This window comes from Mesorhizobium sp. M0678, assembly GCF_040320505.1.
GTDB lineage: Bacteria > Pseudomonadota > Alphaproteobacteria > Rhizobiales > Rhizobiaceae > Mesorhizobium.
This window is the reverse complement of sequence record NZ_JAMYPT010000026.1, coordinates 24,590-49,456: the sequence shown is the minus strand read 5'-3', so window position 1 is coordinate 49,456 and position 24,867 is coordinate 24,590. Positions and strand designations below refer to the sequence as shown.

At 58.6% G+C, this 24,867-nt stretch carries 18 protein-coding genes and 4 pseudogenes; 5 read left to right on the top strand and 17 right to left on the bottom strand.

Annotation, left to right across the window (positions count from 1 at the left end; genetic code table 11):
• Positions 1-784: 784 nt before the first annotated feature.
• The 4 genes from NKI29_RS29020 to NKI29_RS29005 all read right to left on the bottom strand — a co-directional run bounded on the left by NKI29_RS29020 (position 785) and on the right by NKI29_RS29005 (position 6,921).
• A complete protein-coding gene (locus NKI29_RS29020) occupies positions 785-1,999 on the bottom strand; it encodes a tyrosine-type recombinase/integrase (protein ID WP_352798090.1) in 1,215 nt (404 codons plus the stop codon).
• Positions 2,000-2,670: 671 nt separating this feature from the next.
• Complete coding sequence (locus NKI29_RS29015; RefSeq protein ID WP_023678274.1) at positions 2,671-3,984, bottom strand: HlyD family type I secretion periplasmic adaptor subunit; 1,314 nt, start codon at positions 3,982-3,984, stop codon at positions 2,671-2,673.
• Positions 3,962-5,734 carry a type I secretion system permease/ATPase gene (locus tag NKI29_RS29010; RefSeq protein WP_352798133.1) on the bottom strand — a complete coding sequence of 591 codons (1,773 nt, stop codon included), beginning with the start codon at positions 5,732-5,734 and terminating at the stop codon, positions 3,962-3,964. Before NKI29_RS29010 ends, NKI29_RS29015 begins: the two co-directional genes overlap by 23 nt.
• A gap of 395 nt (positions 5,735-6,129) precedes the next feature.
• On the bottom strand, positions 6,130-6,921 hold the full coding sequence (locus tag NKI29_RS29005) for a calcium-binding protein (RefSeq protein WP_352798088.1): 792 nt from the start codon (positions 6,919-6,921) through the stop codon (positions 6,130-6,132).
• A 437-nt stretch (positions 6,922-7,358) separates the two neighbouring features.
• Here NKI29_RS29005 and NKI29_RS29000 point away from each other — a divergent pair.
• Positions 7,359-7,739 (top strand): annotated as a pseudogene (locus NKI29_RS29000) (transposase domain-containing protein); the annotation flags it as partial.
• Between the two features lie 77 nt (positions 7,740-7,816).
• Here the strand turns inward: NKI29_RS29000 and NKI29_RS28995 are convergent.
• The 9 genes and pseudogenes from NKI29_RS28995 to NKI29_RS28955 all read right to left on the bottom strand — a co-directional run.
• Positions 7,817-8,083 (bottom strand): annotated as a pseudogene (locus NKI29_RS28995) (hypothetical protein); the annotation flags it as partial.
• Between the two features lie 31 nt (positions 8,084-8,114).
• Complete coding sequence (locus tag NKI29_RS28990; protein WP_352523367.1) at positions 8,115-9,065, bottom strand: LysR family transcriptional regulator; 951 nt, start codon at positions 9,063-9,065, stop codon at positions 8,115-8,117.
• 67 nt (positions 9,066-9,132) lie between these two features.
• The gene (locus tag NKI29_RS28985; protein WP_352450738.1) at positions 9,133-9,921 is read right to left on the bottom strand and encodes an ABC transporter permease; all 789 of its coding nucleotides are present in this window, start codon (positions 9,919-9,921) and stop codon (positions 9,133-9,135) included.
• Between the two features lie 3 nt (positions 9,922-9,924).
• Positions 9,925-10,836: a nodulation factor ABC transporter ATP-binding protein NodI gene (gene nodI / locus NKI29_RS28980; protein ID WP_023719311.1), complete on the bottom strand. Its 912-nt coding sequence runs from the start codon at positions 10,834-10,836 to the stop codon at positions 9,925-9,927.
• 43 nt (positions 10,837-10,879) lie between these two features.
• Positions 10,880-11,125 (bottom strand): annotated as a pseudogene (locus NKI29_RS28975) (carbamoyltransferase N-terminal domain-containing protein); the annotation flags it as partial.
• A gap of 35 nt (positions 11,126-11,160) precedes the next feature.
• Complete coding sequence (nodS, locus tag NKI29_RS28970; protein WP_502896734.1) at positions 11,161-11,757, bottom strand: nodulation methyltransferase NodS; 597 nt, start codon at positions 11,755-11,757, stop codon at positions 11,161-11,163.
• A gap of 79 nt (positions 11,758-11,836) precedes the next feature.
• The gene (nodC, locus tag NKI29_RS28965) at positions 11,837-13,162 is read right to left on the bottom strand and encodes a chitooligosaccharide synthase NodC (protein WP_352798084.1); all 1,326 of its coding nucleotides are present in this window, start codon (positions 13,160-13,162) and stop codon (positions 11,837-11,839) included.
• 14 nt (positions 13,163-13,176) lie between these two features.
• Complete coding sequence (gene nodB / locus NKI29_RS28960) at positions 13,177-13,836, bottom strand: chitooligosaccharide deacetylase NodB (RefSeq protein WP_352457035.1); 660 nt, start codon at positions 13,834-13,836, stop codon at positions 13,177-13,179.
• The gene (locus tag NKI29_RS28955) at positions 13,833-14,426 is read right to left on the bottom strand and encodes a NodA family N-acyltransferase (protein WP_023678262.1); all 594 of its coding nucleotides are present in this window, start codon (positions 14,424-14,426) and stop codon (positions 13,833-13,835) included. The genes nodB and NKI29_RS28955 overlap by 4 nt, the downstream gene beginning before the upstream one ends.
• 270 nt (positions 14,427-14,696) lie before the next feature.
• Here NKI29_RS28955 and NKI29_RS28950 point away from each other — a divergent pair, with 270 nt between their 5' ends.
• Complete coding sequence (locus NKI29_RS28950; protein WP_352623584.1) at positions 14,697-15,719, top strand: LysR family transcriptional regulator; 1,023 nt, start codon at positions 14,697-14,699, stop codon at positions 15,717-15,719.
• A 93-nt stretch (positions 15,720-15,812) separates the two neighbouring features.
• On the opposite strand, the pseudogene NKI29_RS33560 reads toward NKI29_RS28950, so the two are convergent.
• The 4 genes and pseudogenes from NKI29_RS33560 to NKI29_RS28935 all read right to left on the bottom strand — a co-directional run.
• Positions 15,813-16,057, bottom strand: a pseudogene (locus NKI29_RS33560) (IS1634 family transposase); the annotation flags it as partial.
• Positions 16,058-16,471: 414 nt separating this feature from the next.
• Complete coding sequence (locus NKI29_RS28945) at positions 16,472-17,503, bottom strand: LacI family DNA-binding transcriptional regulator (protein ID WP_023678260.1); 1,032 nt, start codon at positions 17,501-17,503, stop codon at positions 16,472-16,474.
• Between the two features lie 302 nt (positions 17,504-17,805).
• On the bottom strand, positions 17,806-19,134 hold the full coding sequence (locus NKI29_RS28940) for a dicarboxylate/amino acid:cation symporter (protein ID WP_023678259.1): 1,329 nt from the start codon (positions 19,132-19,134) through the stop codon (positions 17,806-17,808).
• 54 nt (positions 19,135-19,188) lie between these two features.
• A complete protein-coding gene (locus tag NKI29_RS28935) occupies positions 19,189-19,398 on the bottom strand; it encodes a hypothetical protein (RefSeq protein WP_156937379.1) in 210 nt (69 codons plus the stop codon).
• A gap of 735 nt (positions 19,399-20,133) precedes the next feature.
• Here NKI29_RS28935 and nifA point away from each other — a divergent pair.
• The 3 genes from nifA to NKI29_RS28920 all read left to right on the top strand — a co-directional run bounded on the left by nifA (position 20,134) and on the right by NKI29_RS28920 (position 24,413).
• Entirely contained in the window at positions 20,134-21,906 is a 1,773-nt protein-coding gene (nifA, locus tag NKI29_RS28930) for a nif-specific transcriptional activator NifA (RefSeq protein ID WP_502896733.1), read from the top strand.
• 235 nt (positions 21,907-22,141) lie between these two features.
• Positions 22,142-23,281: a histidinol-phosphate transaminase gene (gene hisC, locus NKI29_RS28925; protein WP_352798081.1), complete on the top strand. Its 1,140-nt coding sequence runs from the start codon at positions 22,142-22,144 to the stop codon at positions 23,279-23,281.
• Positions 23,282-23,372: 91 nt separating this feature from the next.
• Positions 23,373-24,413 carry an LLM class flavin-dependent oxidoreductase gene (locus NKI29_RS28920; protein WP_352798079.1) on the top strand — a complete coding sequence of 347 codons (1,041 nt, stop codon included), beginning with the start codon at positions 23,373-23,375 and terminating at the stop codon, positions 24,411-24,413.
• The last annotated feature ends 454 nt before the right edge of the window (positions 24,414-24,867 follow it).

Sequence of the window (24,867 nt, the reverse complement as noted above, 5' to 3'; positions counted from 1 at the left end):
GGACGGGCGCGCGAGTTGTGGGACTGATCGCAGGAAACGAATAGTTCGACCGAGGTTGGCGTGGCCAGTCGGGAGCTTCAGACCGGACATGCCGTATGGCCGACTTTGGGGCAGGCTCGACGCGTGGCGAACGACGTGCTGGGACTTCTGCTTTACGCCATCGCGATGTTCCTGGTGATCACCTCAGGCTGGCGGAATATGTAAGCTTCGTCAGGACCGGATGGAGCAAAGCCGGAATTCAGTTGATGGCATACCGCTCGACCTGACAGTGAAGATACATCCGAGCATTCGGGGACTCTTGATTTCAGGACAGTGGAATGGGCGCGCGCGACTGCGATCTCGATGAGCGGGATCCTCGCGGAAGCTATCAGCCCTGCGCGTATCGACTTAACAGAGGAGTCTGACGTGCTGACGCTGTCCGAAGGGATTCAAATCTAAGCTTAGCGGCTTCCCTATTGCCGGGAAGGCGCGCCAACAACTGCCGCCTCTTTCTCACGTGCTGCTATCGGACCGTCCGCTCCCGGCCACAATCGAGACGCTCCTTGCTCTTAATGGTACTACCGCGACTTTCCAAGGAGAGACTGAAACACCGTCACGATCCATCTTGCGCGATAAGGCGAGAGGGGCGTTCATCGGGCGAAATGCAGCGTTGTAGCTGGGACAAGAACATCGAAAAACATTGGAACAGATTTGAATGCTTTGCTGTCCCGCTGGTCCCTAACTGCTTGATTTGGCTTCCCAACATTCCTCCGGCCCACCAGTCCCCCGGACAGCTATTGTTAAATCACGATTTTTTCGCCGTAATTGTCCCACCCGATTCCACCCCGGCGGAAAATGGGACAATTTTGTTCTCTTTTCGATCGATAAGCAGCAGGTATTTCGCCGCTCTCGCTACCTTCCGGCGACGCGCTTTCTTGATGTAGTGGTCGGGCTGCTGGTACGTAGTCCACCCGTATATCGCCTTCAGTTGCTCGTGCGTCGCGCCGTTCTCAGCGGCGATCGTCGCGCCGGCCTTGCGAATTCCATGAGCACTGCAGTGCGGCAGCTCAGCTTGGTCACACCACTGGCGCATCTTGTTGCCCAGACCGTTCTCCGAGAACGGGCGACCATATTCATTGACCAGGAAGGTCATCTGGTCGGAGGGCGTGTGCTCAAGTTCCGCCTCTAGTTCGGACAGAAGCGGGAGCTCCACCAGCACCGCATCCTTGTTACGACTGGTCTTCCCAGGCTTGATTCTGATCCACTTCTCCCACTGCTCGGTCTCCTCGTTGTAGACGAGCGTGATGTGCTGTCGACCGAAGATCGCGACGTCGGACAACCGCAGGCCAGTAAACATGAAGATCGAGAGCGCACGTCTGGCTGCGGTACCCAGCGGATGCCGCTTCTCATATTGAACCATCTCCGACACGTCCCATGGGTGCCAGCCGTCGCCGCTCTTTAGCCGTTTGATGCCGCGGGCGGGATTGGAGTCGACGCCCGGAATCTCTGTGTCCTTTGCCCACTCAAACATCGCGCTGATGGCTTTTACGATATTGTTTGCGGCGCCAAGGGCGTCGAGCCTGGTGTCCCTGATCTCCTTAACATGAGACCGTTTCATACCGGCGAATGGCAGAGATCCCTTGGTGGGATACTGAGGATCCGGCTCACCTTCGAGGGGATGAGGTAATTCGCATACGCGCTCCAGAATTGCTCGTCGGCGCGCCATAGTGTCTTGGGTGATTTCCGTGCCGCCCCGACGGTAATACTCCTGGCAAAGCCACAGTAAGGTGCCTTTCTTCGCTGGCTCGGACGGCTTGGGGAGGCGCCGGCAAATCTCGGGAAGAGTGCCGGGCCGAACATAAGAGACCTCGGCGCGTGCGCAGCGCAGTTCCTCGAGGAACTCGTCGCTGCCGGTCGGTTCACGGAGCCGGACCTTCTTCCGACCCGGTGCGCGAAAATAGTACCGATCATTGCCGTGGCGATCAGTGTCCTTCACTACGCCCTTAAGATCGATTTTCACGCGCTCATCCGTCATGTTCGTGGTTTTCGATCCCAAGGATTGTCTAGTGGCGGCGAATCTTCGTCAAGCTTTGGTGCTCCTCCGATTTGGCGGTGAGGGAGCTTTCGAAAGGCCAATACAAGTTCCTCGACGTCCCAAACAATGCGCCCCTTGCTCGGCATTCGTGGCTGCGGCATCCGGCCGTCCTGGACCATTTCATCAAAGGTCGTTGAGCTTACGCCGATGAACGTCGCAGCCTGCTCGCGATTGATTCCTACCGGCGGGAGCGAGGGCGGCAAGACGCTCGGGGTGCGTAGCATCGGTTTAGCGCGTTGAAAGCGCGTTTTTGACGCCTGCCTGTCTTCCTATGTACCTGTCCGAATATTGCAGACGCTCAATCATGTCCTAGCCCTGTGCTTGCAGGCTCACCCTAGGTCTCCAGACCTCAGGATCGCTCAAGACACCGGACTCTTTTCCAGCCTTTGTGTACGATGATGGGTATCTTAATGCGCTCGAGGCCAAGAACTGAATGGTCGGCGACTTGGAAGGGCAAAATGACCGCGGAACCACGAATCTGAGTCAGAGGCGGAATCCAACTGAGGAAAGTATGGCTGTGTTTTCAGACGGTTATGACTCTCATGCATGCGTAACAACCAACAAGAATACAAACAAAATATTTGTGTGGATTACTTTCATTCCTCATGGAATGCGCGACTGATTTGGTCCGACAGCGGCTTCACAAAATAAGAAAGCGCCGTACGCTCGCCCGTCTGGATCATCGCTTCGGCCGGCATGCCGGGCACGAGCGTCAGGTCCTTGAGCTTCGTCAGTTCCGCATGCGGAACCGACAGACGCACCAGGTAATACGAAACGCCGTTTTTTTCGTCCGTCGCCAGATCGGCTGCGATCCGGCTGACATATCCGTTCAATACCGGCGTGGTCCTCAGATTGAAGGCTGACATCCGCAGCACGGCCTTGTGACCAAGCTGGATTTGGTCGATGTCCTTCGGGGTGATTCGTGCTTCAAGCGCAAGATCGTCGCCTTCCGGCACGATTAGCATAATCGGATCGGCGGGCGTGATCACTCCTCCGACCGTATGAACTGCGAGTTGTTGAATGGCGCCTGACTGCGGCGCGACAATATCGATCCGTCGCAGTTCCTGTTCAGCCGCCACCTTGCGCTCAACATACTCCCCAACCTGCGCCTGAACCTCTCTGAGCTCCTGGCCGACTTCCGTCTTGAAATCCGGATCGATCTGTAGGATCTGCAGGCGCGTTTCGGCTATGCGGGCTGCCGTCTGTGCCTGATGTGCAATCTTCTCACCGCGTTCGCCGCCGAAAGTGGCAACCTGCGTCTTCAGGCTGTTCAAGCGTTGGTCCGAGACAATGCCTTGGTCGCGCAGCCCACTCAGGGCAGCAATTTCCTTTTGGAGAATCTCGGTGCTTTTCTCACAAGCGATTTCCTGCGCCTTGAGCCCCTCGATCTCGTGCTCATATTGAGTGATGCGTTCCGCTAGCTGCGCCTGCCTTCCGTCGCGGGATTGTCTGCGGAATTCGAACAGCCGCGTCTCGCCATGTACTGCCGAAGCTACGTCCGGAACATCTCTGCGGGCGAGCAGCCAGTCCGGGAAGGCGATCTCCGCCAGATCGTCACGCTCAGCTTCGAGTCGTGCCAGGTTGGCGGCCAGCTCATCGAGCCGCTTGGTGACTACAGCGAGAGTGGCGCGCGTCTGGGTGGCGTCGAGCCGCATGAGGATGTCGCCGGCTTTTACTTTATCACCTTCGCTCACCAGGATTTCTCCCACCACCCCGCCGGTCGGGTGCTGCACCTTCTTCACATAGGAATCGACGACAAAGTGTCCGGACGCGACAACCGCACCGGAGAGATTCGTGAAGGCCGCCCAGGCTCCGGCTCCTCCAACAAAGATCACGCTCGCCAGAAGGCCCGCCACCAGGTGCCGGCGAATGGAGCTGGAAACGTCATTATTCTGATGAATGCCGGCCACCGGGACCCTCCATGTCAGCGCGCTCTCCCACGTTATCCTGCGTAGACTCGATGGCCTTGACGCCAGCGCCTGGTGCCATCGCTGCCCTCTTCAAGACTTTGGAAAGCGCTTCATCACGCGCACCGAATGCTCGCTGCCGTCCACCTTCCATGACCAACACAAAATCCACGGCGCGGATGGCGCTCGGCCGATGGGCGACGACAACCGCAATGCCCTTGCGCCCGCGCACGGAGGCGATCGCCTTGACGACCGCAGCCTCGCCTTCCGCATCGAGATTGGCATTGGGTTCATCCAGCACAACAAGGAAAGGGTCTCGATAAAGAGCACGGGCAAGACCGATACGCTGGCGCTGCCCGGCGGAAAGTGCCGATCCGGCCTCACCAATCGGAGTTTCGTAGCCGTGCTCAAATCGGAGGATCAGTTCGTGCGTGCCCGCTGCTTTCGCCGCGGTGACAATAGCCTCAGGGTCAGGATTATCTTCAAAACGAGCGATGTTTTCGGCAATGGTGCCGTCGAACAGTTCAACACCTTGCGGCAAATAGCCGATATGACGGCCTAGCGCTTCCCGGTCCCATTGATCGAGGCTTGCGCTGTCGATGCGAACCTTTCCGGCGACCGGCGTCCATGCGCCGACGATGGCGCGCGAGAGTGTCGACTTGCCCGAACCCGATGCACCGATGATCCCGAGTGCGCTTCCCGCCTGAACGGCAAACGCAAGGCCGGTCACGGTCGGCTTCCTTTCGCCGGGCGGAACGATTGTCACGCCTTCGAGGCGGAGTTCGCGTTCAGGTGCAGGCATTGGCATAACAGGAGCGGTTTCAGGAACCTTTCCCAGGAGGTCCTCCAGCCGCGCCCAACCCTGGCGCGCCATGAGGAAGGGTTTCCAGCTTGAAATGGCCAGATCGACCGGAGCCAGCGCACGCCCCATCATGATCGAACTTGCAATCATGACCCCGGCCGTAGCCTCCTGCCTGATCACAAGGTACGCGCCGACGGCAAGAATGGCCGATTGCAGCAGCACGCGCAGCGACTTTGAAATGGCACCCAGCCCACCTGCCACGTCCCCGGCTTTCCGGCTGGCGGCCAGATACTTGGCATTGGCCTTGTGCCATCGGGCAGCGATCCGCTTTCCGAGACCGAGAGCTTGCACGACCTCGGCATTGCAACGCGCTGCTTGCAGTAGACCATTGCGTGCCATGTTGTGGCCAATGGTATCGCGTATCGGTTGTTGCGAGAGAGTGTTGGCAAGAAGTGTCAGAGATGTGAGACCGATCGCCCCGATAAGGGCCGTCATGCCGATCCAGAAATGAAAGAGGAAGCAAATGGCAAGATAAAGCAGCATCCATGGCAGATCGAAGAACGCTGTCGGACCGTTTCCACCTAAGAATCCGCGAATATTGTCGAGATCGCGAAGCGGCTGCAAGCCGTCGCCCGGCATGCGCGTTAAAAGCGGAAGGCGAACGATCGCATCGTGAACGCGTCCGGAAAACTGTTCATCGAAACGCTCGCCAATCCGCAGCAGCACGCGGGCGCGCAAAACGTCGAGCAGGCATTGGAACGCATAAAGCCCTGCAGCAAGCACGACGAGCCCCACTAGCGTCGATACGCTGCCACTTGCCAGAACGCGGTCGTAGACCTGAAGCATGAACAGCGGCGAGATCAGCGCAAGCACGTTGACCACGCCGCTGATCAACAGAATTCCCCAAATAGCGGAACTCAGAGGGAAAGGTCTCAAAGCTGAATCCTTCAAGGAATGGTTACTCACGTAGGTCTCCGTGAGGATCTGGCGACCCAGCTCCCTATATTGCTCCCCGAGCGGCAACCGACTGCATCCGCTCGCTGATTCAGGATCAGTGCTCCCGCCGAATGTGTTTGGTTTGGCATCTAATGGAGCGGGTCAACAACAACACCGTCCGGCTGAAGGTTTGGAAGGGCAACGTCATCGTGGCCGGCCGCAAGGGCCCGAACAGGCTTCCGCCTCCACGCCTTCAGGGAGATTTCGGTGTACGACCAGCGCGACGTGCAGGGCTTCGTCAAGCTGTACACGCTGCGACTGCTCCCGGGCGCCCCGGCCCATCGCAAGTAGCGGAAACGGAAAGCGCCCGCCCAGGGGGGCGGGGCGCTGTTCCGTATGGGTTTTCTGGATCAAACAAAGGTGAAGTCCGACGCGGTCAGGCCTAGGTCGGCCACGGTGACCACACCGCCCAGGTGGGCGAACTCATGCGCGCTGTTGTCGGCGGTGACATAGGCCAGAGTTGCGAGTCTGTCGGTGTAGCTGCTTTGGTAGACAATGATGTCGCCGGCGTGCTCGCCGGAGATCGCACTCGCGGCTTCAGAAGCAGAGTTGAAAGATTCGCCAGTGATTACCACGACGTGTTCGCCGTTCGCACCCGAGGCCGCACCACTGTAGAAGCTGCTCACCGGGTAGCCGGACTGTATGCTGGCGTTGTTGACGAAGTTCGCGCCAAAACCGTCGTTGTAGAGGCCCACCGCATCGAAGGCGAACTTGTCCTCCGCCGGGTTGAAATCGGTGATAGTGGTAATGTCCGACTTCGACCCGACAACCCCAGGCACCGGATTGTGGAACTGGAACACGAACGTGTCATTGTCGGTGCCCCCGGTCAACGTGTCCTGGCCGTCACCCACGTAGAGGACATCCTGGCCGGGACCGCCGCTGAGCCTGTCATTGTCCTCACCGGAGATGCGCGCGTTGAAGCGGCCGTTGTCGCCGGAGAGATCGTCCCAGCCATCTCCGCCGAAGATGCGGTCGTTACCCTCGCCGCCGATGGCTCGGTCACTGCCCGGGCCACCCGAGATCTCGTCGTTGCCGCCACGACCGTCAATCCAGTCACCGCCCTGGAAACCCTCCATCCAATCTTCACGCTCGGTGCCGATGAGTGTTTCGGCACCCGGGCCACCCTCGATAATGTTTGCCATCGAAAAATACTCCTAATGATGCACCCTGCCTGACGCGTTCATATTGCTCATCGGATAATTAGAGAAATCGATTGCTTGGATAGACACACATTTACGAAATGGATGCATTCACGTTCACTTCGCCCTTCTGCTGAGCAGTTGCGGGCTCGCAGGCGGCGGAGACGCTGGTCGCCGATGCAATCGATGAAGATTCGACACTCAAACCGGGACTAGGACGAACTTCGTAACGGGGCCGTCCTGGTTGGGCCCCAAACTTCTCTCTGTTTGCTCGACGCCGGCATACCCGAACCGTGAGCGCTGGACGAGGACAAGTTCCGCTGGCGGAGAACGGCGTGATCGGCTTGCCGCGCCGAAACTGATGGCGCTCGTCGAAGGCATGGACTGGACACGCGTTCGAGCCGAACGGCGACGGCGTCCGGCCGGAAGGCGGTGGCGAAGTGACTCAGGCGCAAAAGGCGGGCTTCAGGCCGTGCACAATAAGCTTCTGTCGGCGTCATGACGAGAAGCGCTTCGGCCCGTCCCCACGAAATCGATACGCTCAAGGCGATGTTCGTCGCCATGGCGGCGGAGAAGGCCGAACTGCAACAACTCCGGAGCGAAACACTCAAGGCCGAGATCGTCCGGATGGCGACACTCAACGAGCCTGCCCAGGAGCGGATCGCCGACCTTCATGGGATCGTCAAGCAGCTGGAGCGCGCCGCTTCGGTCGCAGCTCCGAGAAGCTCGAACGTGACCAGCAGGCCTTCGCCTTCGACGAAATCCAGACCGGGCTCGGCGCGATTGAGTCCGAGCTCGAGGCCGCAAGACCGACAGGCGAGCCGCGACGTGCTGCGCGACCGCGCAAGGCGTTCCCGGCGCATCTGGAGCGGGTCGAGATCGTCATCCAGCCCGAGCCATGGGGGAAGAAGCGCTCCCGCAGCCAATCGTCCAGTCCGTCAAACGCGGTCGGCCGCACAGGCTTGCGAAACGGAACAGTCCCGCCCTCGCTTAGATACCGAGGCACCGTGTTGCGCGCGCACCCGAATTCTTTCGCCCGTCGGTTCATTCCCCAGCCAAGCTCATGCAGCCGCAGCATCGCTGCCACCTCTTCAGGCTGAAGGATCTGCTCTCCCTGCATCGTTCTCGACAATGCAGGAATCGCCCAATCCCAATCGCCATCCATGCCTCCTCTCATAACCGAGGGGGTCAGTTTCTCAATTCGGCCGACAACTGAGACGTCCGGTGCTCTTAGGCGGGGTAATCATACGAGATGCCTCCTGCAACATCATTTCCCGCATCCATAGGCTTGCCGGATCATTATTGTGAAGCGCAGGCCATTGGACGGCCTCCGTGAATGCGGCAGGAAGTGGCGGCGGAAGTTCGACAATCCGCAGGGGTGTTAATTTTGCGAAATGCTGCGCCAGCCGTAAGGGCATTGTCCCGATGCGGTTGGTGCCTGATAGAAGGGGCGGGATCATGCTAAAGCCCTGTACGACGACCTCGATACGTCTCTCGAAACCGTTCTCGAGCAAATACCATTCCTCGATGGAGGGCTGCCGGGTGTCCCCGAATTTAAGCACAACCTGCCCCATCGACAAGTATCGGTCGAATGTAAGTGGCTCTGACAGCTGCTTGTTCGTGCCGCAGCCTACGCATACGAGTATATCTTCGAACAGGGCTGCGCGAGGATGTTTCGACATGAACACTTCCGGCATAATCAGAAAATCAACGTCGCCGCGCCGGAGAAGCTCCTCGGGGTCGTCGGAAATAAGCAGACATTCGAAGCGGACGGCGGGAGCTTCCCGCGCAGCACGCTTTACGATCTTCTTAAAAAATACGAGCGTGAGGTAATCGGAAAGGATGATGCGGAAGCGACGATCCGATCGGGCCGGGTTAAAGGCGTCCCAGGAAATAATCGACAGCTGGATGTGCAGCAATGCCTCCCGGACTGCTGTGGCGAGCCCCTCCGCGCGCGGTGTCAAAATGAGTTCGCGGCCGTTCATCGTAAATAGCTCATCGCTGAAATAGGCGCGTAACCGACCGACGGCGGCGCTCATGGCCGGCTGACTCAGGTTAATACTGCGGGCCGCGGCGGTGACTTTACGCTCCCTGATCAAAGCGTCCAGCACAACCAGGAGATTTAGATCGAGTCCCTTAAAACGCATGTATTGACCTATCCGACGCGTGGATGGGTATCGCGCAAAGAATCAATTTTACGAATGGTGAGTAGCGTCAACGCATCAGCCGACGACGAAATAGAGCAACCGATAGGAAGAACGGCAAAACCGTGTATATGCAAAGCGCGCCGATATGCAGGCCCATGCTGCCGGCCGGACGGCCAAGCATCGCCGGACGAATGAGGTCAATCGCATGTGCGAGCGGCAACAAGGAGGCGACGTCCTGAAAAGCGCCGGGCAATTGGTTGACCGGAAACATCGCGCCGCAAAGGAACAGCATGGGTGTTATAACAAGCGTATTATAAAATATAAAATATTCATAACTGGGCGCAAGCGCCGTGACGACCATCGCTAGACTCGCGAAGGCGAGGCCACTGAGAGCGATGACTGGCAGCAAGCAGAGGATGGATGGCCACGATGTGTAGCCGAGCGTGGTGGCAACAATAGTGATTGCTGTGCCCGCCATCAGGGCCTTGGTGGCTGCCCACGCCAATTCGCCGAGTAAGATATCGCCGAGCGTCAGCTGAGTGCATAACATTCCTTCCCAGGTGCGCTGGTTGTCCATGCGGCCGAAACTCCCGTAAACCGTTTCAGCAGTCGCCGATGCCATCGCGCTTGTGGCAACCATGCCAGCCGCGAGAAACGCAATGTACGAAGTGCCCTCAACAGGACCTATCATTGTTCCGATGCCAAAGCCGAGACCGAACAGATAGATCATCGGATCGGCGAGGTTGCCGAGAACAGATGCAAGCCCGATTTTCTTCCATCCAAGATAGTTGCGGCGCCAAACCGCGACCCAATTCCACGCATTGGCGGGCATGGCCGCCGCATAACGTTCGCCCATTGTTCAGTCCTCCATCTCGCGCCCGGTTAGCCGCAAGAACACATCCTCGAGATTGGGGGGACGCTGCAGAAGGCGCAGACCCGCGCGCCCGCGTAGCTGCACCAGCACCTGCTCCGGATCGGGTGCATAGCAAAAAAGCGTCTCACCGCTCACCTCGATGCGCTGTGCGTACGGCCGGATCAGCGCACCCAGTTCATGCGGATTGCCGCCGTAGACCTCGACCACGTCACAGCCGATCTGCTCGTCAATGAGTGCGGACGGGCGGCCTTCGGCGATCTTGCGCCCCTCCTCCATAACGCACAGCCGATCGCACAGCCGCTCGGCCTCTTCCATGAAATGGGTAGTCAAAAGAATAGTCTTGCCCCGCGCCAGCAGCGATCGCAGCCGTTCCCAGATCAGGTGGCGGGCCTGCGGATCGAGGCCGGTGGTCGGCTCGTCCATCACCAGCAAGTGCGGGTCATTGATCAGCGCACGCGCGAGCGTCAGGCGCCGCTTCATGCCGCCGGACAGTTCGGCGACGCGCGCATCCGCTTTGTTCTCGAGGCGGGCGAACTCAAGCAGCGATGGTATGACCGCTTCGATCTGGCGTCTGCTCATCCGGAAGTAGCGCCCGAACACCAACAGGTTCTCGCGTACAGTGAACGCGGTATCAAGATTGTCGAACTGCGGGACCACGCCGATGCGCATACGTGCCAAACGCGCGCGCGCCGGCACTGGAGCGCCGAGCACAGTAATCTTCCCCGCATCAGGCGATGTCATGCCGAGGACCATACGCGCAATCGTGCTTTTGCCCGCACCGTTCGGTCCCAAGAGCCCGAAGCATTCCCCCGCCGCAACGCGGAACGACAGTCTGTCGACAACGAGCTTGTCATAAGTTTTGCTTACGTCAGTAAGATCGATCGCTACCATGGACATGGGTTCATTTTACCGAGAGGGACGCCAAGACTGGCGGTTGCTTGGTTGCCTGCCGGACCTGAAACTGTGACTCGTCTTCGCCATCCCAGCCGTCGATAACGAACTGATCGACATCACAAGGATTTAGCCCCTGTTCCGCCAAAGCGGCGACAATTGCGTCGAGATTATCGATGGTTTGATAACGCGGATTGTTGTGCCGCTTTTCCTGCTCAACGCAGAAGACGAGCCGTCCATCCTCGACAAGGGCGATCGCCCCATCATGGGTCAGCTTGGTACCACAGATGCGCATAGTGTCTCCACGTTAACGGCGATAGATTCGATTCATCAGGAAGCGGAAAGCGGGTTCCGGAAACGGACGAGCAAGCAGTCTTCGTTGACCGACTCGCCCCGACACTCAAGACGCTCTACCTCGATCAACGTTTGGTTCAGCATGGCGATGACCGGCTCAGCACCAGCGGCGTGACCCCAGCGACGGCAATTAGCATCCCTTGCCGATCCGAAGATCAGATGCCCGCCTGGCGCAAGCACCCGCACCAGGTTTTTGACGGCCGCGCGCATCTCGGCTATGTCTTCGAGGTAGTATAGGACCTCCGCCACAACGATCAGGTCAAACAACTCGTCGGTCGAAAACTGTTGAACATCGGAGACTATCCAGTTGATGCGCGACGGCTCCTTTATCCGTTGACGTGCTCGAGCAATCGCTTGCGCCACGACATCGATGACGGTGAGCCCTTGGCAGTAGGGGGCTAGTTTTTCCGTGAATGCGCCGGCAGCGCACCCGACTTCGAGGGCATTTGTAATGGAGCCTTGGGCAAGCGCCAGCTGGAGCATTTGCGTGTGGCGCTCCCGCTCGAACGGATTGCCGTCGAGGCGCCACGGATCGTCTGCGGCCAATTCCCGATCGAGCAACTGATGATTCATGTTCTGGGTCAAACTCGTCCACCTCTCGTCACCTAGGTAATTAGCGATCACTCGTCGCCGCAGATGTTGCTCGACAGCGCTAATCCCGAAGAATCCGCGCAAGATCGAGCCTGCGAAGCGGAGCCGCATGCGGTGAGAATTCTGCCCTGCTTGATCCAGTGATCGGAGTTTGGGTGGGGGCCTGTTTTCCCCCAGTGTTCGATGTAGCGACAGCAGAGCTTCGCGACAGCCAATCGCTATTGCTCAATGTACACAGCGCGTAGGCCTTCAAGGGAAGTAAGAGAAAGATGTTGATGAACGTGTGCAGGGAAAAGCCCAGAAATCGAAACTGTCGAGCACGAAATGCTACCACGCTGCATCGGAGCATGGTCATGGACACAATCATCAGTCCTGTCCACCAAGGCACAGTGCCTGTCAGTGCGAAATGTGCGAGGCCCGTTAGTACCGATAGGGCGAGGAGTAGCGGCCCGAGATTCTGTCCGACCACGTCCAACGTGAGATAGCTATTGAGGCCGGGCAGCAAGCGCAGCCCAAGCAGCGTGTCCCGGAATGTGCTTCGTGCCCAACGGAGTTGTTGGCGCAGATACGGTCCGAGTCTGTTCGGAACGACTGTGGCCGCGATGGCGCCCGGAACGTACTCGGTTCGAAAGCCTGCTTTCAGCATGAGGATAGTGAGATGGCGATCCTCCCCGAAGTCGCTTGGCTTGCCCCGAAAAAATTGCGACTCGTACTGGTCCAGTAACAAAAGGAGCGCTGACCGGCGGTACATGGCACATGGGCCGCAACAGCACATAACGGCACCGAAGCGAGCCTGTGCCGCGCGCTCCTCGTTGCAAGCCAGCCAGTACTCCATGTCTATCAGCCTTGTCAGCCAGCTCTCGCTCCGGTTACTGGCAATCAACTGACCCATGACTGCGCCGACCGCTGGATCTCGCATCTTCGGTACAAGCTTGGTGATGACGTCGGACGCGAGTATCGTGTCTGAATCAACGTTAAGCACCAAATCCCCGGATGAGCGGCGTATCGCGGCGATCTGCGCCTTGCGCTTTCCAACATTCTCGGGAAGCAAAATGATGTCGAACCTAGGGTCGCGCGCGTAGGTTTCGTGGACAGTTCCTACGGCTTCGCGATTTCCAGAACCGTCATCAACCACATAGACCCGAAGTCTTCCGGCGTATTCTTGGTCTGCAATGGAAGCCAGGCACTCTGAAAGCGTGCGCGGATCCTCGTTGAAGCAGGGGACGATGACATCCACGCTGGGCAGTTGATCGGAGCCGACGAGATCCTCCAACGCCGATGAGTCGTTTGTCGGCAGAGCATAAATCCCCTGCATGCTCTTATAAGCAGTCGAGAGCAGTGCATAAAGCGAAATGGCCACAGTGCTGGTTGTACCAAGAAGAGTCATGGGATCTCGTTTGTTCAGTGATGTTGAGGAAGTGAGCGGATTACAAATCCGCGCTCATGAAGTGCTGGAATCAGACGGGACAGCGCCGTGACCGTCTGGTCGCGCAGACCGGCGTGAGCGCCCTGGCTCAACTCGCCGGGAGGGCATCCGTCGTGCAAGAGTACGATTGCGCCCGGCCGGACAGAGGCGAGCACGGTATCGATAATCGCGTCGACCCCAGGGCGAGACCAATCTCGAGGGTCGACGGACCAATGGAGGGCCGTCAGCCCGGCGATCTGTGACGCTGTGAAGACTTCTTCGCTCCAGGCGCCGTAGGGCGCGCGAATATAGCGCACCGAGGCCTGAGGGCACGCCCTCATGATGGCGCCGTTCGCTTCAAAGATCTCACGTTGCACTTCGCCGAAGCCGCATTTGTACAGATCCGGATGAGTCATCGTGTGGTTGCCTAGCTCGTGCCCTTCTGCAAACATTCGTTGGATTAGATCCGGGTGCTCTAAGGCGTAGGCGCCGATGACGAAGAAAGTCGCCGGCACCCGCTGCTCTGCCAACACATCCAGAATCTCCGGTGTGAAAAGTGGATTGGGACCGTCGTCGAACGTCAGATAAACGCTGCGACGGCCGGTGCCGTCAGAGCACTCACGGCGCACTTCGTATAAGCAATCGGGACGGCTCATAGCTCTGGTCCGTTCCGATCGATCATCGCGCCGGTGGGCCATTCGCTGATCGGTCGTCCAACTGGCAGAACAATGACGAGTGCGTCATCGATGCGTGTGGGCGGCAGGTCGAGGCGCGCCTCTGGTCGGGTGGAGCGCACGCGAATTCCCGACAAAACAGCCAAAGGGCTGTATCGCCGCCCGAACCTCTCAACATGATTCCGCAGCGCGTCCCGGACGGTTCCGAAAGCGAATGGAACGCCAAGCTCCTGCAGTGTTGGAAGCATGACATGGATTGAATGGGCGATTCCGAGGCCCTCAAGATCCGGACGTACCCCGTACAGGCCCAGCTCAGCCACCAATAGATCGACCGCGTCAACCTTGACGAAACGGCGCAGTATGCCCATGTGGGCCGCTACACCGCTCGAATCATAGGCGATTACGCGGAGTTCAGGCCTGGCTCCGGCCCAGCTTCGACTACCTTCGAACGGTTCTGCGTTGCACGCCCCAGTCGGCCCATAGGTATTTCGAAAGAACTTGGCGAGCTCGACATGGTCGGAGAGCTGCAACTCATTTTCCCAGCACAACTTCCACTGCACCTGCGAGCGCATTCAGGATCTCTCTTTCTTATTAGTTTCTTGCGGGCCGCATTACCCGACCAAAGCGGCGGCGTTGTTTGACTGCACTCAACCGTTGTCGTTAGCGAAGGTGAGCCAGCCGGTCGGGCTCGCAAATGAGCTCTCTCGATGTTCCCGCCCGTGTTGCGGCGCCGTCGATTTGAGCTTGACGTCGGTCATTTACGTTCCTCTAATGCATGGTTCGTAAATTCGTAAAATTGATTGTTTAGATGATACCCATCCACACGCTGGATAGATCAGGACATGCGTTTTAAGGGGCTGGATCTAAATCTCCTCGTTGTGCTGGACGCTCTGATCAGGGAACGTAAAGTCACCGCGGCGGCCCGGAGTATTAACCTGAGCCAGCCGGCCATGAGCGCCGCCGTCGCTCGGTTACGCGCCTATTTCAGCGATGAGCTATTTGCGATGAACGGCCGCGAGCTCATTTTGACACCGCGCGCGGAGGGGCTCGCCCCAGCAGTCCGGGACGCATTGCTGCACATCCAGCTATCGATTATTTCCTGGGACGCCTTTAACCCAGCCCAATCGGATCGTCTCTTCCGAATCATGCTTTCCGATTACCTCACGCTCGTATTTTTTAAGAAGATCGTAGAGCGTGCTGCGCGGGAAGCTCCCGCCGTCCGCTTCGAATGTCTGCCTATTTCCGACGACCCCGAGGAGCTTCTCCGGCGCGGCGACGTTCATTTTCTGATTATGCCGGAAGTGTTCATGTCGAAACATCCTCGCGCAGCCCTGTTCGAAGATATGCTCGTATGCGTAGGCTGCGGCACGAACAAGCAGCTGTCAGAGCCACTTACATTCGAGCGATACTTGTCCATGGGGCATGTTGTGCTCAGATTCAGGCACACCCGGCAGCCCACCATGGAGGAATGGTATTTGCTCGAGCACGGTTTCGAGAGACGTATCGAGGTCGTCGTACAGGGCTTTAGCATGATCCCGCCCGTTGTATCAGGCACCAACCGCATCGGGACCATGCCCTTACGGCTGGCGCAGCATTTCGCAAAAACAACACCCCTGCGGATTGTCGGACTTCCGCCGCCACTTCCTCATCCCGCATTCACGGAGGCCGTCCAATGGCCTGCGCTTCACAATACTGATCCGGCAAGCCTGTGGATGCGGGAAATGATGTTGCAGGAGGCATCTCGCCTGGCGCCTTTGCTTGAAATTATTGAGTGTCTCGGGCACGCCGGATCCGACCTTGCCGTTGTTGGTACCGAATTGACTGCCGCCTCCGATTTCGCGTGCGAAGTCCCAGAAGAGATTTAGCCCCACTTAAACACCGGCTGTAAGAATAATGTCATTAATCAGCATGTTAGGCGCGCGCCGGCGCGTGTTACCACTACCTTTTTGAGGGTGATCTCAGGCGAGTTGTTTGTCGAGGTGTGTCGCAGAGCGATGCCAGCTGCCTTCAAGACGTTGCCCACTTTTGCCGTGACGTGGTGGTGACGACGCGACCATCCTTTTCGATGGTGGCTCCTGGAGGCGGTCGCGGAGGAGCGGTTGCCATTCGGGGCAGAGCGGCGCAGTTCCTTGCTGAGTACGAGGGCCAGGAACGAGCAGAACACATGCCCGGTTGGTGCTGAGTTGACTGCCGCCTCCGATTTCGCGTGCGAAGTCCCAGAAGATGTTTAGCCCCACTCAAATGCCAACTTTGCCGGCCTTGCCGCGGCTTTTCACGCGCGGCCAGGCGAGGAGATGGCGGTCGACGAGGTCGATCCCAATGGACTGTGCCGGCCTCGCTCGGCTACTGGCGTGAGGCATCCTTGACGACACCGCCCTGCACCGACAAAGTCGAGATGTTGGCAATGAAGCCGGTCGAGGTCGACGCTGCGGATGTAGGGAATTTACCTCGCGCTTCCGCCTGAACGCGCGGCCGATCCGTTCACTCAATCGGCGCTTTCATCCTGGGCCGCGGCTGAGGCCTGTGGGGTGCGGCTACCCCGCGTGGATCGGATCATCAATCAACTTTCTCTCATTTATGAAAGGAAACTCCCCGCTTACGATAGAATCCATCAGCTTCATATATTTTCCGGCAGATGGATGTCGAACGGCAGAAATGTCTGTCCTGGTGTTTCAGCAGTGCCGGTCTCGATAGCCCGCGTCATCAGCGTTATCAGCTCCTGGGAAAGCCGGCGCATTGGCGTGGCGACCGCCATCGTGATGATGTTATCTGCGAGTGCCGCCCGAGATTCCGGCGTGATTTCATTCACGATCGCGACGAGATCGCGACTTTTACCCTCTTCCCGGACCGCGGAGATGGCGCCCTCCATGCCGCCGCCGGCGACATAGAAGCCGACGAGCTCGGGTTCCCGCTGCATGAGATCAAGCGTTGCCTCGTAGGTGACCTGCCGTTTCTCCAGGTTCACAAGCGGATCGAGCACCTCGAACGTCGGCGCGTTCTCACGGCAATAGGAGCGAAAGCCGACGTCACGGAGCTCGTGCCCCTGGAAACGATGGCTGCCGACAAACACCGCCACCTTGCCGGGCCGTTTTGCGACCTTGGACACCATCCAAGCGGCCGTGCGCCCCACCTTGCGGTTGTTGAGGCCGATATAGCCCTGTCGCACGCCGGCGGCGAAGTCGGAAAGCAGCGAGAAAACCGGAATGCCTTTGGCCTTGAGGTCCTCAACCGCTGCTGTAATTTTCGGGTGGTCCGGTGCCACCATCGCGATCGCATGGCAGCGTGCACCCAAATCCTTGAGCGGTGCGATTAGGTCGCTCGGCATATGTGACGGGGCGAATTGGATGAGCGGAATGCCGTGGAAGGACTGGGCCAAATTGACCGACGCTTCGACCTCGCGCGCAAAGTCTTGGTAGAAATGCTGGGCCGGTTTTCTCAAGATGAAGCCCAGACGGTAGCACGGTAGGTCTCGCCGCAAGCGCTGCTTGATGAGCCCGGCAGCATGATAGCCGATCGCGTGGGCGGCGTCGTGGACCCGCCGCGCGGTCTCCTCGCGCACCGGATGGCGGGCGTTCAGAACCCGATCGACCGTTGCTACGCTGACTCGGGCTTCGCGGGCGAGATCGGCAATTGTGGGGCGCTTGGTCATGGATCCTATTCTGATTGGTTTTTGACGCAGGCTGGCTCTCTGTCACCTAGCGCGATTCGACAATGGTTTCGGGTGGGCAAAGTGGAGACGCCCGCATACTGAATGATCGACAGCGTATTGGACTACTCCAGATGTAGACCGGCCGGGTATAACGGAAGGTTCATTCGCTTAGGGCGGCGATGATTTGCACTCACACATATTGCGCTTCTGATACATGGTCCGTGAGGCGCCGTTTAGAGCCTGCGAGTCGATCGTTCAGGTCATGTGACCAGCTTGGCGAAACCGGTCGCGGTGCGTCGACCTTACTCGGCGGAGGATAGCCGGTTTGATGCCTCGGCAAGCTGATGACCGCAGAAGGCGGCTTTCATCTGCGCTCGGTCCAATTCTCCTTCCCAGCGGGCAACGACGAGGGATGCCACTGCGTTGCCGACGCAATTCGTCAGCGCCCGGCATTCGGACATGAAGCGGTCGATGCCGAGTATCAGTGCCATCCCAGCAACGGGAACACTCGGAACTACGGCGAGCGTAGCAGCCAGGGTGATGAAGCCCGCACCTGTCACACCTGCAGCGCCCTTGGAGGAAAGCATCGCAACGAGCAGCAGCAGCACCTGATCGCCGATTGACAGATCCGTGTTCGTCGCCTGCGCGATGAAGAGGGCCGCCAGGGTCATGTAGATATTCGTGCCGTCCAGATTGAACGAATATCCGGCCGGGATGACGAGACCCACAACCGAACGCCTGGCGCCCGCCTTCTCCATCTTCTGCATGAGCGAGGGAAGCGCGGCCTCCGAGGAGGACGTTGCGAGGACAAGCAGCAGCTCTTCCTTGATGTAGCGAATGAGAGAACAGATCGAAAAGCCGTTGTAGCGGCAGACCGCGCCGAGAACCCCGAACACGAAGAGGAAGGCGGTGAAATAAAACGTCGCGACCAGCATCGCGAGGTTGACGACCGAACCGATGCCATATCTACCGATGGTGAAGGCCATTGCGCCGAAAGCGCCGATCGGCGCGGCTTTCATCAGAATGCCGACGAGCTTGAAGACAGGCGCGATGAGCGCCTGAAGGAAGGAAACGACAGGCTTGCCCGTCTCTCCGGCCATCGCGAGCGCCATGCCGAACAGAACCGAGAAGAACAGCACCTGCAGGATGTCGCCTTCCGCGAAGGCACCGACAATCGTTGGCGGGATGATGTTCATCAGGAAGCCGGTGACCGACTGCTCGTGGGCCTTTGCGGCATAGGTATTCACGGCCTGGACATCGAGCGAGGCCGGATCGATGTTGAGGCCGGCGCCAGGCTGGACGACATTGGCGACGATGAGGCCGACGATCAGCGCCAGCGTCGAGAAGGTGAGGAAATAGACCATTGCCTTGCCGGCGACCCGGCCGACCTTGTGAAGATCGTTCATGCCGGCAATGCCGGTCGCAATTGTCAGGAAGATGACAGGCGCGATGATCATCTTGACCAGCTTGATGAAGGCATCGCCCAGCGGCTTCAGGCTCTCGCCGGTCCCTGGATAGAAATAGCCAATTGCGACGCCGAGGGCGATGGCGGCAAGCACCTGCGCGTAAAGCTTGGCATAGAAGGGTTTGCGGGGCGCGGGACTCGCGCCGCGGACTTGTGCAGCTGACACTGTTTCTCTCTCCCTGACCGGATCGAGGTGGCGTGACTTCTCCCGGGCTTCTCCCTATCGCGGCGCTCCGGTCGAACGCTGCACCAACGCCGCCGCAATACCCATGCCAAATGGATCCGCATGACCTGAACTGACGTTGGGCTCGCCAATGATGGGATGAATGCGGTGGCACAAGACGGGAATGACAAGGCCGCCGTCCAGCACGCGCTTGATGTTCTCCGGCAGATTGCCGGTCGATCTCTCTGGCTTGCGGTTTTGCTGCACATCGTGGCGGGCTCCTCGGTTTGCCGACTTTGGGAAGGGCCGCATCGCTGGCACCAGGGCGCAGAATTGCCGTGTTCTTTGCCGCGCTCCCGCTGCAGCGACAGCTTGAAAGCGACGTCGAGACGTAGGGATTGACGCCGCTGGTGCTGACCGCGACGATGCGGTTCAGAAGTTCCGAGCACCGCCGAGAAAGCCGCGCTCGACCGCCACCTTCGCGCCTTCACACGCGACGCCGCCGCCTTATCTGCGTCATCAATATCGAGGAAATGGCGGTTGCCGCGACCGACCAGTGTCGTCGGCAGTGATTATCGCTCCCGCCCCTGGTTCGCAGGCGCTGGTGACTGGCACGGCCCGGCAACTCGGCGCGGTCAGCCGCTCGGGCACCGCATCGCCGGCGCCGTATTTCTGTCGTTCAACATCGCCGACAAAAATTAGAACTGATGAATTCTATCATAGGCCGCGAGGTTTCCTTTCACGAATGAAAGAAAGCTCGATTGACTATCCCGCCTCGCTCCAGTCTTTTGAAAATCAACGTGTGGTTGCCCCCGTGCAAGCCGAGAACGTGGCCAAGCTTCGTGGAGGGAGAGCCAAGCGATGCGTCAGGGGTCGACCCGCTTTGCACTCGACCACACGGCGGTGGCACGAGTTCACGTCAGAGCATTTTCGCGCTTGCCCGCGACGTCGCGGGCGCACATGCCGCCGGCATGCATTTCATGGCGCGAGATCGAGGATCATATGCACCACAACATTCCCAAATCAGAACAAAATGCCAGCGAGTGCCGCATTTCGCTTCCGGATGCGAAAAGGGCTTACCCAAAGTCCGAGATGAACACCGCGGTCCCTTTTGTGCCATCGCACGAGCACGCGCTTACCGGCATCTTCGAAATATCGAAAGTACTCACCGACCCCGCCCGGCTCGAAGTCACGTTGGCCAAGGTCGTCGATCTCCTGCCCTCGTTTGTGCAGATGCGGCACGGCATCATCGCTCTCTTCGACGCTGAGGGCGTACTGGACATCACCGTAGTCACCGGCTGCGACGAGAACAGCGATGAGCGCTCCCGCATGCGCCTGCCGCGCAAGGCAATCGATCTGATTGTGACGACGGACACGCCGCTCGTCGCCGAGAACATAGCGGTGCATTCGGCCTTCACTGCCGCTGACATAGAGGTGCTTGGGGCCTCCGACACCGTGTCCTTCATCGGCGTTCCCATTCGTGTTGATGGGAACGCCGTAGGCACGCTGACTATCGACCGCGCCTTGGACAGCAGGTCAACGTATCGGCTCGATTATGATGTCCGGCTGCTCACCATGATAGCCAACATGGTGGGACAGACAGTCAAGTTGCACCGCTTCTCCGCGGGCGACCGCGAACGACCGACGGAGGTGGAAGATCGGCTGCAAACGCAATTCTCTGATGTCAAGCACCCTGCACCGCAGCGCAAGAAGGTTCACGTCAAGGGAATGATTGGCGATAGTCCGGCGCTAAGCGCGCTGCTCGAGAAGATCGCAGTGGTAGCTAAGGCAAAGACCACGGTTCTGTTGCGAGGCGAATCCGGTACCGGGAAGGAGCTGGTCGCCAAGGCAATTCACGAGTTGTCGCCGCGCGCCAAGCGGCCCTTCATCAAACTCAATTGTGCAGCGCTGCCAGAGACAGTCCTGGAATCCGAATTGTTCGGTCATGAGAAGGGTGCCTTCACAAGCGCGTTCAATTCCCGCAAGGGTCGCTTTGAGCTCGCCGACAAGGGGACGTTGTTTCTGGATGAGATCGGCGAGATCTCGGCCTCCTTCCAGGCAAAGCTACTGCGCGTGCTGCAGGAGCAGGAGTTTGAGCGCGTCGGCAGCAACCAGACCATCAAGGTCGACGTTCGCGTGATTGCCGCCACGAACAGGAACCTTGAAGAGGCGGTTGCAAGGAATGAGTTCCGCGCCGACCTATATTATCGCATCAACGTGGTTCCCTTGCTGGTGCCGGCATTACGCCAAAGGCGCAGCGATATTCCGCTCCTGGCAGCTGAGTTTCTCAAGAATTTCAACGATGAGAACGGCCGTACGCTGACCTTCGATCCGCGTGCGATTGAAGTACTGATGAAATGTGAATTTCCCGGCAACATTCGCGAGCTTGAAAATTGCGTGCACCGGACAGCGATCCTGGCGGAGGGACTATCAATCGGGAGAAACGACTTTGCGTGCTCCCACGACCAATGCTTTGCCGAGGCGCTGCGGAAGAGCAGATCGGGCAAGGCCGCGCTGCAACCAGCGCCAATCGTGCCAGAGGCAGTGAATTCGGCCACGCCGCCGGATGCGGCCGCTCGTTCGGCCGCCACCACAGTCCCGCCTGCCGGAGCAACCCACTCATTGGGCGCGAGGACCACCGACGCCGAGCGCGTCATTGCTGCCATGGAAAGATGTGGCTGGGTGCAGGCAAAGGCGGCGCGCCTGCTTGGACTGACCCCGCGCCAGATTGGCTACGTGCTGAGGAAATACGGCATCGAGGTCAAGCGTCTGTGAAAGCATGACTCAGGCGGATTAGCTAAGACCGCTTAGCGGCTTGGCCCGCGCAGGGATGCAGATCCGCGTCCGCGTCAAGTCGATCCGACCGAGGACAGCCTGGCCGAATTCCCGTGGCAGCCGGCGTTGCGACCATCTTGTGAAAGGCGACGCTGCCATCGTCAATCCGTCCGCCATGTTGCTCTCGTTGCGAGCTCATACGGATGCCCCTGTGCGACTGAAACGGAGATAAAATATGTCCGATGCAAAACTGCAAGCTGTGCTTTCGTCTCTTCCGCAAGGGACGCGACAGTTAGATGCTCTGCCGTCCAACGGACCAGCGCCGGACAAAAGTTTTGTCAAGCTGAATACGAATGAGAACCCGTTTCCGTTGCCGCCAATCATAATGCAAAGTGCAGTGGCGGCCCTCAATCGCCAGTATCTGTATCCGGACGACGATAACATCAGCTTGAGGGAAGCAGCGTCCAATACCTATGGGGTATCCACGGATCAGGTCATCGCAGGCAACGGGTCGTCTGAACTGCTCGGACTCATCTACAGAGCTTTCCTCGCCCCTGGCGACAAGGTGGCGATGATATCGCCAGGGTTTTCGTTCAACCGCAAACTTGCCATGTTGCATGGTGCTGAGTTTCTCGAGATCGGATGTCAAACTCATTCGCTGCCAATGGAGCAATTGCTTTCCGGTCCGGCAAAAGACGCCAAGTTCATTCTGGTGGCCAATCCAAACAATCCGACCGGAACATTCCTCTCGATAAGCAATATCGAACGCCTCGTGGCACAATCGGATCGCCTGGTCGTCCTTGATGAGGCCTACGTCGACTTTGCACCCGATCACGGGCTGCGCCTCATCAACCGTTATTCGAACCTTCTGATCTTGAGAACATTTTCGAAGAGCTATGCCGCCGCCGGCATTCGCGTCGGTTTCGGTTTCGGTCACCCTGAGATTATTGGCAGGCTGCGCAACATCCAGAACGTCTTCAACATGAACGTGATCGGGCATGCGGTTGGTATCAGCGTGCTTGCGCATCGCGGCGCCTACGCAGAGAACCACAAGCACATCAGACATGAACGACAGCGAGTGACAGCCGCACTGTCGCAACTTGGATTTTCCGTAACGCCCTCCCACGCAAATTTCTTGCTAGCCCGTGTGCCAGCGGGACAGGACGGCTCATGGTGGCAAGCAGCCTTGGAAAGGCAAAAGATACTCGTTGCCTACTTTCCGGATAATGGTTTGGAACATTGCATCCGCGTCAGCATCGGCACAAAGGAGCAATTGGATGCATTTCTTGCTGCCGCTCGCGATATAGTTGGAAGCTTAAACATACCAAGCACCACGGGCAGGGGAGCGTCAGGCTCTGCTTGTTCGGTACGCTGACGCTAATCCGAGATCACACACTGCTATCTTTCGGCTTGCTTGGTCATCCCAGCAAGAGAACAGCCTGCTTTAAAATCGGGGACAATATCGAGTGACAAACGTCTTTCCTTCAAACCTAGCCTTCGGCATCTTCGATCATCTGGACGAGGACGGCCGCGATATCGCCCGGCAGTACGAAGATCGCCTGATATTAGCAGAGGCGTGCGATCAGCTAGGGTTCTATGCCTATCATCTCGCAGAGCACCACTGTACCCCCCATGGGAGAGGTCCATCGCCGAATCTGTTCTTATCGAGCGTCGCCCAGCGCACCCGGCGCCTGCGTCTCGGACCCTTGGTGATGCTGCTTGCGCTTTATCATCCGCTGCGTGCGTTCGAAGAGATCTGTATGCTGGACCAGTTGAGCGGTGGCAGGCTCGAACTGGGCATAGGGCGCGGTGCTCTCCCGATCGAATTGGGTTACTTCGGGATTGGTGCGGACGCGGTGCCGGGCCGCTATGCGGAAGCCAGCGAAATTCTTGTTGAAATACTTGTTAATGCCATGAAGGTTGGCACGCTGTGCTATCAAGGCCGCCATTTTGAGCTCAATGACGTTCCTTTGACGCTAAGACCTCATCAGCGTCCACATCCGCCGACATGGGTCGCCGCCAATCGACCCGAGTCCGCAGCCTGGGCCGCTGCGAATGGAGCAAACATCGCGTGTGTAGGGCCTTCCTCTTCTGTTCGCAAAACTACAGATGCCTTCCGCGCCTATCGAGAGGACAACACTGACACGGGCGATCGAGCGCTATTTATTGGATTGCTCCGAATGGTGGTGATTGGGCGTTCTGAAACAGACGCGTATTCGATCGCGGCACCTGCTTACGAACGATGGCTCAAGAGCTTCCAATTCCTTTACGACCTTAATGCCATCCCGACTCCACCAAACCTGCCGCTGACCTTCAATGAGGCAGTAGAGCGTGAATTGTGCGTGGTAGGATCAGCAGAATCTGTGCGAAAAGCTCTGTTCGGTCAGTTGGAAGAGGCAGGTGCCAACTACCTGCTTTGTCAACTGGCATTTGGAAATCTGCCGCTAGATGCTTCCCTGTACACTGCGACGACCATTCAATCCGAAATCATGGCTCGACTTGGCTAACCATGAAATTCGCGGTCTGATCCGAAGGTAAATCGTTGTAACAGCGCTCCCTCACATTGCTCGAGCGTGCACGTGGTGGGGACGGGCAATCGGGAGGGAGGCCAAACTGACGACGAGCCGGCGGCACAGATTACCAGGTTTGTGCGTTGGCTGGCGTCTGGGCCATCGTGTGAACCTGCGCGATCCTAAGGAGATGATGGCCGAGCGCGTCACGATGCCGGCACGCGTCTGCTCGTCGCGCTCGCGCTACTCGTTGCCCATAGCCCGCCGCAGAGGTTCTTCTCGCCCGGGGCGGCGCCGGTGCGGCGCTCAGATCCAGCTTCATCAGCGGCTCGGCGGTAGCAAAGCCGTCACTCGCTACGGCGCTGTTGAGGGCGCGCTCGCGAGCGGCTTTGCTACGCCGAGCGACACCACCTGGAGCGAGTTCGCCCGATGTCGCGGCGTGCACCGCGGT

Coding starts and splice junctions, on each gene's coding strand:
- nifA (WP_502896733.1), top strand. CDS start 20,134: ATGCACCACAACATTCCCAAATCAGAACAAAATGCCAGCGAGTGCCGC.
- NKI29_RS29005 (WP_352798088.1), bottom strand. CDS start 6,921: ATGGCAAACATTATCGAGGGTGGCCCGGGTGCCGAAACACTCATCGGC.
- NKI29_RS28990 (WP_352523367.1), bottom strand. CDS start 9,065: ATGCGTTTTAAGGGACTCGATCTAAATCTCCTGGTTGTGCTGGACGCT.
- NKI29_RS28955 (WP_023678262.1), bottom strand. CDS start 14,426: ATGCGCTCGCAGGTGCAGTGGAAGTTGTGCTGGGAAAATGAGTTGCAG.
- NKI29_RS28950 (WP_352623584.1), top strand. CDS start 14,697: ATGCGTTTTAAGGGGCTGGATCTAAATCTCCTCGTTGTGCTGGACGCT.
- hisC (WP_352798081.1), top strand. CDS start 22,142: ATGTCCGATGCAAAACTGCAAGCTGTGCTTTCGTCTCTTCCGCAAGGG.
- nodS (WP_502896734.1), bottom strand. CDS start 11,757: ATGAATCATCAGTTGCTCGATCGGGAATTGGCCGCAGACGATCCGTGG.
- nodB (WP_352457035.1), bottom strand. CDS start 13,836: ATGAGCCGTCCCGATTGCTTATACGAAGTGCGCCGTGAGTGCTCTGAC.
- nodC (WP_352798084.1), bottom strand. CDS start 13,162: ATGACTCTTCTTGGTACAACCAGCACTGTGGCCATTTCGCTTTATGCA.
- NKI29_RS28985 (WP_352450738.1), bottom strand. CDS start 9,921: ATGGGCGAACGTTATGCGGCGGCCATGCCCGCCAATGCGTGGAATTGG.
- nodI (WP_023719311.1), bottom strand. CDS start 10,836: ATGTCCATGGTAGCGATCGATCTTACTGACGTAAGCAAAACTTATGAC.
- NKI29_RS28945 (WP_023678260.1), bottom strand. CDS start 17,503: ATGACCAAGCGCCCCACAATTGCCGATCTCGCCCGCGAAGCCCGAGTC.